Genomic DNA, 8356 nt, shown 5'->3' with positions numbered 1-8356 from the left:
CCCTCCCACAGGGGCGCCGCGCCATGCATCGCGCAGGTGGTCATCCAGCGGCTTCGGCGACGGAAAGGCCCGCGGCTGAAGCCGCTCCAGCAAGTGCGGTGCGCCGCGGGCGATAATGCCCGCATGAACGACGCCATCCCCACCATCCGCCTGCGCAATGCCTGGCGCGGCAGCCATCCTTGGATCTTCCAGAAACTGGTGGAGAAGCCCGCGCAGCGGCCGAAACCCGGCAGCATCGTCGACGTGGTCGGCGTCGACGGCACCTGGATCGGGCGCGGCTTCTACAACGGCCACTCGCGTATCGCACTGCGCATGCTGGAGGCCGATCCGGACGTGGCCATCGACGCGGCGTGGTTCGCGCATCGCATCGCCGAGGCCGTGCGGCTGCGGCGCGAGGTGCTGCGGCTCGACGAGGTCTCCGACGCGTGGCGCGTGGTCCACAGCGAGGGCGACGGCCTGTCGGGCCTGGTGGTCGACCGCTACGCGGACCTGCTGGTGGTCGAGTTCTTCAGCGCCGGCATGTTCCGCCACCGCGAGTGGATCTACGAGGCGCTGCGCGCGCAGTTCCCCGGCTGCCGCTTCCACGCGTTCGCCGACGAGCACGTGCAGAAGCAGGAATCGTTCGACTTCCGCGGCACCGAACCCGCCGCGCCCGCGATCATCACCGAGCACGGCGTGAAGTTCCGCGCCGACCCGGCCGGCGCGCACAAGACCGGCTTCTTCGCCGACCAGCGCGAGAACCGGCAGTGGCTGTCGCAGCAGGTCGCGGGCAAGCGCATGCTCGACCTGTGCTGCAACACCGGCGGCTTCGGCGTGTACGCGGCGGTGCGCGGTGCGAGCGAGGTGACCGGCGTCGACATCGACCAGGACGTGCTCGACATCGCCCGTGGCAACGCGAAGCTCAACGACGTGCGCCTGCGCTTCGTGCAGGCCGACATCTTCCCCTGGCTGCGCGACGCGGCCGGCAACGGCGACGCGTACGACGTGGTCGTCCTCGACCCGGCGAAGATGACCCGCGACCGCGAGCAGGTGATCCCGGCGCTGAAGAAGTACCTGGACATGAACAAGCTCGCGCTCGGCGTGGTGAAGCCGGGCGGACTGTTCGCGACGTTCTCGTGCACCGGCCTGGTCGGCGAGGACCAGTTCCTCGACATGCTGCGCCGCGCCGGCTACTACGCCGGGCGCACGCTGCAGGTGCTGAAGGTGGCGGGTGCGGGCGCGGACCATCCGTTCCTGGCCAACGTGCCGGAGTCGCGCTACCTCAAGGCGGTGTTCTGCCGCGTGCTGGACTGAGGTTCCCGGCCACGCCGCGGACGCAGTTGCGGAAGCGGCCATGGCCGCGATTGGCATGACGGCATTGCGGCCATGGCCGCTCCCACAATTGCTCTCCGCATGGCCGCTTCTGCATGTGCGTCATCGGTCCCCATGACTTCCGTCATGCGGATGACTTTCCGCACGCGCCCGCACCGGCGCCACGCCACGATCCTGCACGCATTCCACTTCCCGCCGGATCGAACATGCGCCACGTCCTCCTCGCCACCGCCTGCCTGCTCGCGCTTTCCGCCGGCGCAGCGCGCGCCGACGACGGCGCCGTGCAGTCGCCGGAGCTCTCCTCGCACCAGTGCGGCCTGTCCACGCCCTACAACGTGCAGGTCGACGGCGGCGGCGTGTGGCTGTACCGCCACGACGGCGTGCCGAAGGAAATCTTCTTCCACGACGGCACGCTGAGCGTCGACCGCCAGGTGCAGGCCGTCAGCGACGCCGACGCCCGGCGCCTGCGGACGATGGAGGACGAGGCGCGCGCGCTGATGCCGCAGGTCGCGGACGTCGCGCGCGGCTCGGTCGACATCACCTTCGACGCGCTCAGCGGCGTGATGCGCGCGATGACCGGCAGCGAACGCAAGGCACGCAAGGTCGACCGCCACCGCAAGCAGGCGCTGGCGCAGATCGACGGCAGCCTGGGCAAGGGGCGCTGGGACCAGGACGTGTTCGGCGGCGACTTCGAGCGCAACGTGGAACGCGTTGTCGAGGACATGACCGGCAGCCTCACCCGCAGCGTGCTGTGGGCGGTGTTCACCGGCCGCGCCGGCAAGCTGGAGGCGCGCGCGGACAAACTTGACGCGGAGATGGACGAGCTGCTGGAAGCGCGCACCGCCGAGCTCGAACGGCGGGCGCAGGGGCTGTGCACGCACGTCGTCGCGCTGCGCGGGCAGCAGGACGCGCTCGAATACCGCTACCGCGGCGAGCCGCTGGTGATGCTGGAGCCCGAGACGCCTCCCGCGCGGAGCGTCGCATCGAACGGCGACACCGGGCACGACGCCATCGCGGTTGACGAGCCGTGACCGCCCGGTCCGCACGAAGCGATCGTCGCCCGCTTGCCCGCGTCGTCGGTGTCCTGCTGCTGGCGTGCGGGGTGGCGCAGGCGCAGGTCGACCTCGACGTGCTCGACCGCGACCTGGCCGGTCCGCGCACGCAGGTGCTGGTGCTCGGCAGCGTGCACCTGTCGCAGCTGCCGGAAGGCGCCGATTTCAAGCCGGACTCGCTGCAACCGCTGCTGGAAAAACTTGCGGCCTACCGGCCTGACGTGATCACCATCGAAGCGCTGTCCGGCGAAACCTGCGACCTGATGAAGCGGCATCCCACGGTGTACCTGCCCGAGGACGTCGACACGTACTGCCCCGACACCGCGAAGGCGGAGACCGCCACCGGCCTGGACGTACCGGCGGCGATCGCGGAAGTCCGGCGCATCCTGCAGGCCTGGCCGGACCAGCCGTCCGACGCGCAGCGCCGGCACCTGGCGGCGCTGTTCCTGGCCGCGGGCGACCCGGCCTCGGCGATGGTGCAGTGGTGGCAGCTGCCGGAGGCCGCGCGCCATGCCGGCGACGGCCTGGACGAGGTACTGGTGCAGGGTCTGCGCGCGCGCGAAGACCGCGGCAACGAGAACGACCAGATCGCCGCGCGCCTTGCCGCGCGACTGGGGCTGCCGCGGGTCTATCCGGTCGACGACCACACCGGCGACAGCGTCGATCTCGGCGGCACGCCGGAGGCGTACGGGAAGGCGATCTCGGCGCTCTGGGCCGCCGCGGCGCCGCGCGCGAAACCGATGCGCGACCGCGAGGATGCGCTGGCCAGGCAGGGCGAGATGCTGGCGCTGTACCGCTTCATCAACGCCCCCGGCAACCTCCAGCGCCGGGTCGAGTCGGATTTCGGCGCGGCCCTGCGCGACACCTCGCCGCAGCATTTCGGACAGCGCTACGTGGCCGGCTGGGAAGGCCGCAACCTGCACATGGTCGCCAACATCCGCCGCGTGCTCGGCGACCATCCGGGCACGCGCGCGCTGGCCGTCGTCGGCGCCACGCACAAGCCGTGGTTCGACAGCCTGCTCGGGCAGATGCAGGGCGTGGAGATCGTCGACGCGGGGCGGGCACTGGAATGATGCCAGCCATCGCCGGCGCGTCCGCGGCGTGCTGGGAATGCGCCATCGCGACGGGGTATCCTGCCGCGCCGGTTTGAACCGGCGCGCGGGCACAGATCCGCCCGCGCAACATCCCGCCGACAAGGAGTTCCCATGAAACTGTCAGCGCGCATCGCACCGCTGCTCGTCCTCGCCGTCCTGCTGGCCGGCTGCCAGAAGCCTCCCACCGCCGAAGACGCCGTCGAGGCCGACGCCGCGACCCCGTCCGCCGAACCGGCACCCGTCGCGCCCGACGCCGCGGCGGACGCCTCCGCTCCCGACGATGCGACAGCGGACGCAGACGCAGACGCGCCGGCGGCTGCGTTCGACATCGGGAAGATCCTGGTCTCCGATGCGCCGCTGGGCGAGTTCCCGTACTTTTCGCTGCCGGCCGGCTACGAGCCGATGAACAAGCCGGTGCAGATGGATTACGCGCGCTTCCCGTTCTGGACCGGCGAGGGCTTCGAGTGGGTCGAGGGCCGCAGCTACGAGACGCGGATCCGCAAGGCCAGGGACAAGACCTGGTCGGAGTTCGAGCTGCGCAAGAACATCGAAACGCTGCTCACCAGCGTCGGTGCGGTCGAGGTCGCTTCCTCGAAGATCCCGCGCGAGTGGATCAAGCAGCTCGACAGCGACACCAAGCAGGGCCACATCGATGGCCTCGGCGACGTCTACAACCGCCCGGCGACCGTATATGTCCTGCGCAGGGCCGACCGCAACATCTGGGTCCACTTCGTCACCAACAGCGCCTCGGGCAACTGGATCATCATGGAAACCGCGCCGTTCGAGCCGACGGCCAAGCTGATCGACGCCAGTGCGATGAAGCAGAGCCTGGACGCCACCGGCAAGGTCGCGCTGCAGGTCAACTTCGCCACCGACAGCACGCAGGTCGAGGCGTCGTCGAAGCCGCAGGTCGACCAGGTCGTGCAGCTGCTGCAGGACGACCCGTCGCTGCAGCTGTCGATCGACGGCCATACCGACAACACCGGCGACGGACAGCACAACCAGGTGCTGTCCGAAGGCCGGGCGCAGTCGGTGGTCGCCGAACTGGTCGCGCGCGGCACCGACGCCGCGCGCCTGCAGGCCCGGGGTTACGGCGACAGCCGGCCGGTGGCCGACAACGGCACCGAGGCCGGTCGCGCCGAAAACCGCCGGGTGGAGCTGGTCAAGCGCTGATTGCAGGCGCGGCGGACTGGCGCGTGGAAACACCGCGCCTGCGCCGCATATCGTGATGGGCCGCTCCCACAAACCAGGGTCCGGTTGCGCCGGTTTCCCTCAGCCGCTCGCCGGTCAGTGCCGGTGTTCGCGGTGCGCACGCAGGTACTCGCACAGCGCCACGGCGTTGTTGTGCTGCTCCTCGCGCGTGCCGAACAGCAGCGTGTTGCGCCCCTTTGGCGACAGCTGCGCGCGCAGCGCGGCGACACCTTCTGGATTGGCATCAAGCTCGGCAAAGTAGCGCTTGCGGAACTCGTCCCATTTCGCCGGATCGTGGCCGAACCACTTGCGCAGCGCGTCGCTGGGCGCGACGGCCTTCACCCACGCCACGTCGCCGAGCGTTTCCTTCGACAGGCCGCGCGGCCACAGCCGGTCGACCAGCACCCGGTTGCCGTCGGCGTCTTCGGCGGGCAGGTAGGCGCGCTTGCTGCGCAGTTCCATGGGCGGCCTCCTCAGTGGGGATGGGGCGGGGCGGCGTCCGCACCCGCGTCGGGAATCAGCGCCAGCAGGTCGGTGATGCCGACGTCGACGCCGGCCTGCGACAGCAAGGTGGTGGTTTGCCCGCGGTGGTGGGTCTGGTGGTTGAAGAAATGCACCAGCAGCGAGGCGAGCTCGCGCCCGAAGCGGTCGCCGCGGGTGTTGGCGTAGCGCAGCACCTGCCGCAGGTCGTCGTCGCCCAGGTCCGCGACCCAGCGTTCGATGATGTCGTCCAGCCAGCGGCGGTGCGCGGTGAGCGCGGCAAAATCCGGGAACGGCATCGCGTCCAACGCGCGCGGCGTGGGCAGCGCGCGCACCGGCGCGAGTATCGCGTCGCGGCCGGGCAGGTTGGCGAAACGCTGCAGCCAGATCGTGTCGGCCACCACCAGGTGGTTGAGGGTGCCCAGGATCGAGCCGAAGAACGCGCCTCGGTCGCGTGCCAGTGCTTCGGCCGACAGCGTGCCCGCCGCGGCGTACAGGCGCTCGTTCATCCAGCGGTTGTACGACGCCAGCAGTGCGAAGTGCGGCTGCATGCCAGGTTTCCCGTGAAGACAGGCCGCCCGCATTGTCGCGCCGCGCCGGCGCGCCCGCCAGCACGGCCTCCCGGGTCGCAACCACTGCGACCGTCGCGCTTACACTGGCGGCATGTCCGATACCCAACTCCTGCTGCTCCTGCTGGTCGCCGTGTGCGCGGCGATCGTCCTGCTGGTCGTGCTGCTGCTGCGCAAGCCCGAACGCGCGCTGGAAGCCGCCCTGCGCGAGGAACAGCGCGACGGACGCGGCGAGCTGCGCCAGCAGCTCGACAGCCTGTCGTCGGCGCAGTCGCAGCGCATCGAGGGCTTTGGCGCGCGCCTGACCGAGTTCAGTACCCGCACCGACCAGCGCCTGGACGTGCTGCGCGAGGCGCTGACCGAGGACGCGCGCAAGGCGCGCAGCGAGGGTGCCGACCTGCAGCAGCGCTTCGCCGACACCCTCGGCCAGCGCCTGACCGAGCTGACCCAGCGCAACGAGCAGCGCATCGGCGAGATGCGCGCCACGCTCGAATCGCAGCTGCAGAAGCTGCAGGCCGACAACGCGTCCAAACTCGAACAGATGCGCGCCACCGTCGACGAGAAGCTGCAGTCCACGCTCAACACGCGCCTGGATGCCTCGTTCAAGATCGTGTCCGAACGGCTGGAGGCGGTGCAGCGCGGCCTGGGCGAAATGCAGCAGCTGGCCACCGGCGTAGGCGACCTCAAGCGCGTGCTCAGCAACGTCAAGACCCGCGGCACCTTCGGCGAGGTACAGCTGGGCGCATTGCTCGAGCAGGTGCTGACCATCGAGCAGTACGACACCAACTGCGTCACCGTGCCCGGCAGCAGCGAGCGCGTGGAATTCGCGGTCAAGCTGCCCGGCACCCACGCCGACCAGCCGATCCGGCTGCCGATCGACGCCAAGTTCCCGCGCGAGGACTACGAACGGCTGATGGACGCGCAGGACCGTGCCGACGCCGACGCGGTCGCCGCGTCATCCGCGGCGCTGGAGCGCCAGGTGCGGGTGGAAGCCAAGCGCATCCGCGACAAGTACCTCGCGCCGCCGCATACCACCGACTTCGCGCTGCTGTTCCTGCCCACCGAGGGGCTGTACGCCGAAGTGCTGCGGCGGCCCGGGCTGTTCGACGGGCTGCAGCGCGAGTTCCGCGTCACCCTGGTCGGGCCGACCACGCTGTTGGCACTGCTCAACAGCCTGCAGATGGGTTTCCGCACGCTGGCGATCGAGCAGCGGTCGAGCGAAGTCTGGCAGCTGCTGGGCGCGGTGAAGGCCGAGTTCGGCAAGTTCGCCGGCGTGCTCGAGAAGGCGCACGGGCAGCTGGACACCGTGCAGAACAGCATCAAGGCCGCCGGCGTGCGCACGCGCGCGATCGAGAAGCAGCTCAAGGGCGTGGAGACATTGCCGGGCGCCGAGGCGAAGAAGCTGCTGGGCGAAGACGGCGAATGATGCGCGCCTGCTCTTCTCTTGCAGGAGCGGCTTCAGCCGCGAGTTTTTGATCTTTGCCTGTCCCGGGAAAAGCTCGCGGCTGAAGCCGCTCCTGCAGGGGATCAGTTCGTCGGCGCGCCCGGAATGATCGGCATCACATCCACCGGCACCGTCGGGTTGGCGCTGTCCTCGCGCAGGTAGTCGGGCAGTGCGTCGTCCTCGCTCTCCTGCTCGCGTTCGCCGAAGATCTGGTAGTTGCGGCGCTGCAGCCAGGCGTCGCGCACCAGCGCGTAGTCGTCCACCGCGCCCTCGCGCATGCTGTCGACGGCGAACAGCTGCGTACGCACGTCCACCAGCTGCAGGCCCTGCAGGAACACGCGGGTCTTGTCGTCCTCAACCTGCCGGATCGGCGACAGCTGGCCGTCGCCCACCAGCCCGAAGCTGTCGCGCACCGTGCGCGGCCCGAACAGCGGCAGCTCGACGTAGCGCGAGGTCTTCCAGCCCCACACGCCCAGCGTCTGGCCGAAGTCTTCGCTGCGGTTGGGCAGCCTGGCGTCGCTGGCCGGGTCGAAGATGCCGCCGATGCCCAGCGTGCTGTTGAGCAGGAAGCGGCCCATCGACTGCGCCGCCTGCTTCGGCTTGCCCTGCAGCAGCGCATTGAGCGCGCTGACCGGCTGACCGAGGTTGTGGAAGAAGTTGCTCACGCCCAGCCGCATCGGTCGCGGCACCACTTTCACGTAGGCCTTGGCCAGCGGCTTGGCGATGGTGCGGTCGACCGCGTTGTTGAAGCGGTGCACGCGGCGGTTCATGCCCTCCCACGGATCGTAGCTTTTCGGCAGCTGCGCGGGCGCGGGCAGGGTGTCGTCGTAGACCGGGTCGTAGGGCGGTTCGCCGTAGATCGCGGCGTAGTCGAGTTCGGCCTGCGTGGGCGCGGCGCTGCCGGACGCGTCGTCCTGCGGTGCCGGCGCTACCGGGTCCTGTGCGGTGTCGGCCTGCGGCGCCGCGTCGTACGGCGCCGCGCCGACGGCTGCGTCCGCATCGGCCAGGTAGGGCGGGACGGTTTCCGCGGCGGCCGTGGTCGGGTCGCCCGCGTCCTGCACCGCGCCTACCGGCGGCGGTGGCGCGTCGTCGCGCACGCCGCTGTGGCTGGCGCAGGCGCCCAGGGTGAGGACCAGCGAAGCGCACAGCAGCGCGCGGAAGGCAGCGTGGCGGGTCATGGGGCGGGACTCGCTTGGATCGGGGGAAGGAACAGGA

8 protein-coding genes are annotated in these 8356 nt (G+C 70.3%); 5 read left to right on the top strand and 3 right to left on the bottom strand.

Annotation, left to right across the window (positions count from 1 at the left end):
• Positions 1-123: 123 nt before the first annotated feature.
• The 4 genes from ABD679_RS00780 to ABD679_RS00765 all read left to right on the top strand — a co-directional run bounded on the left by ABD679_RS00780 (position 124) and on the right by ABD679_RS00765 (position 4630).
• On the top strand, positions 124-1293 hold the full coding sequence (locus tag ABD679_RS00780; RefSeq protein WP_344758016.1) for a class I SAM-dependent rRNA methyltransferase: 1170 nt from the start codon (positions 124-126) through the stop codon (positions 1291-1293).
• A gap of 224 nt (positions 1294-1517) precedes the next feature.
• Positions 1518-2342 (top strand): DUF2884 family protein, encoded by an 825-nt coding sequence (locus tag ABD679_RS00775; protein WP_344758015.1) that lies wholly within the window; start codon positions 1518-1520, stop codon positions 2340-2342.
• Positions 2343-2395: 53 nt separating this feature from the next.
• Complete coding sequence (locus ABD679_RS00770) at positions 2396-3436, top strand: DUF5694 domain-containing protein (protein WP_425561824.1); 1041 nt, start codon at positions 2396-2398, stop codon at positions 3434-3436.
• A gap of 132 nt (positions 3437-3568) precedes the next feature.
• Positions 3569-4630, top strand: coding sequence for an OmpA family protein (locus ABD679_RS00765; RefSeq protein WP_344758013.1), 1062 nt, complete (start codon positions 3569-3571; stop codon positions 4628-4630).
• 114 nt (positions 4631-4744) lie between these two features.
• On the opposite strand, the gene ABD679_RS00760 is transcribed toward ABD679_RS00765, so the two are convergent.
• Together ABD679_RS00760 and ABD679_RS00755 are read right to left on the bottom strand one after the other, a co-directional pair.
• Complete coding sequence (locus ABD679_RS00760) at positions 4745-5110, bottom strand: DUF488 domain-containing protein (protein ID WP_344758012.1); 366 nt, start codon at positions 5108-5110, stop codon at positions 4745-4747.
• A gap of 11 nt (positions 5111-5121) precedes the next feature.
• A complete protein-coding gene (locus ABD679_RS00755; RefSeq protein ID WP_344758011.1) occupies positions 5122-5679 on the bottom strand; it encodes a DinB family protein in 558 nt (185 codons plus the stop codon).
• Between the two features lie 112 nt (positions 5680-5791).
• On the opposite strand from ABD679_RS00755, the gene ABD679_RS00750 reads away from it, so the two are divergent.
• The gene (locus ABD679_RS00750) at positions 5792-7123 is read left to right on the top strand and encodes a DNA recombination protein RmuC (protein ID WP_344758010.1); all 1332 of its coding nucleotides are present in this window, start codon (positions 5792-5794) and stop codon (positions 7121-7123) included.
• Between the two features lie 101 nt (positions 7124-7224).
• On the opposite strand, the gene ABD679_RS00745 is transcribed toward ABD679_RS00750, so the two are convergent.
• On the bottom strand, positions 7225-8319 hold the full coding sequence (locus ABD679_RS00745; protein WP_344758009.1) for an MlaA family lipoprotein: 1095 nt from the start codon (positions 8317-8319) through the stop codon (positions 7225-7227).
• Positions 8320-8356: the final 37 nt, after the last annotated feature.

The sequence above is a fragment of the Luteimonas lutimaris genome (assembly GCF_039537065.1).
GTDB classification, from domain to species: domain Bacteria; phylum Pseudomonadota; class Gammaproteobacteria; order Xanthomonadales; family Xanthomonadaceae; genus Luteimonas; species Luteimonas lutimaris.
Note: the sequence above shows the minus strand (reverse complement) of the source record. Positions and strands in the feature narration are given on the sequence as shown.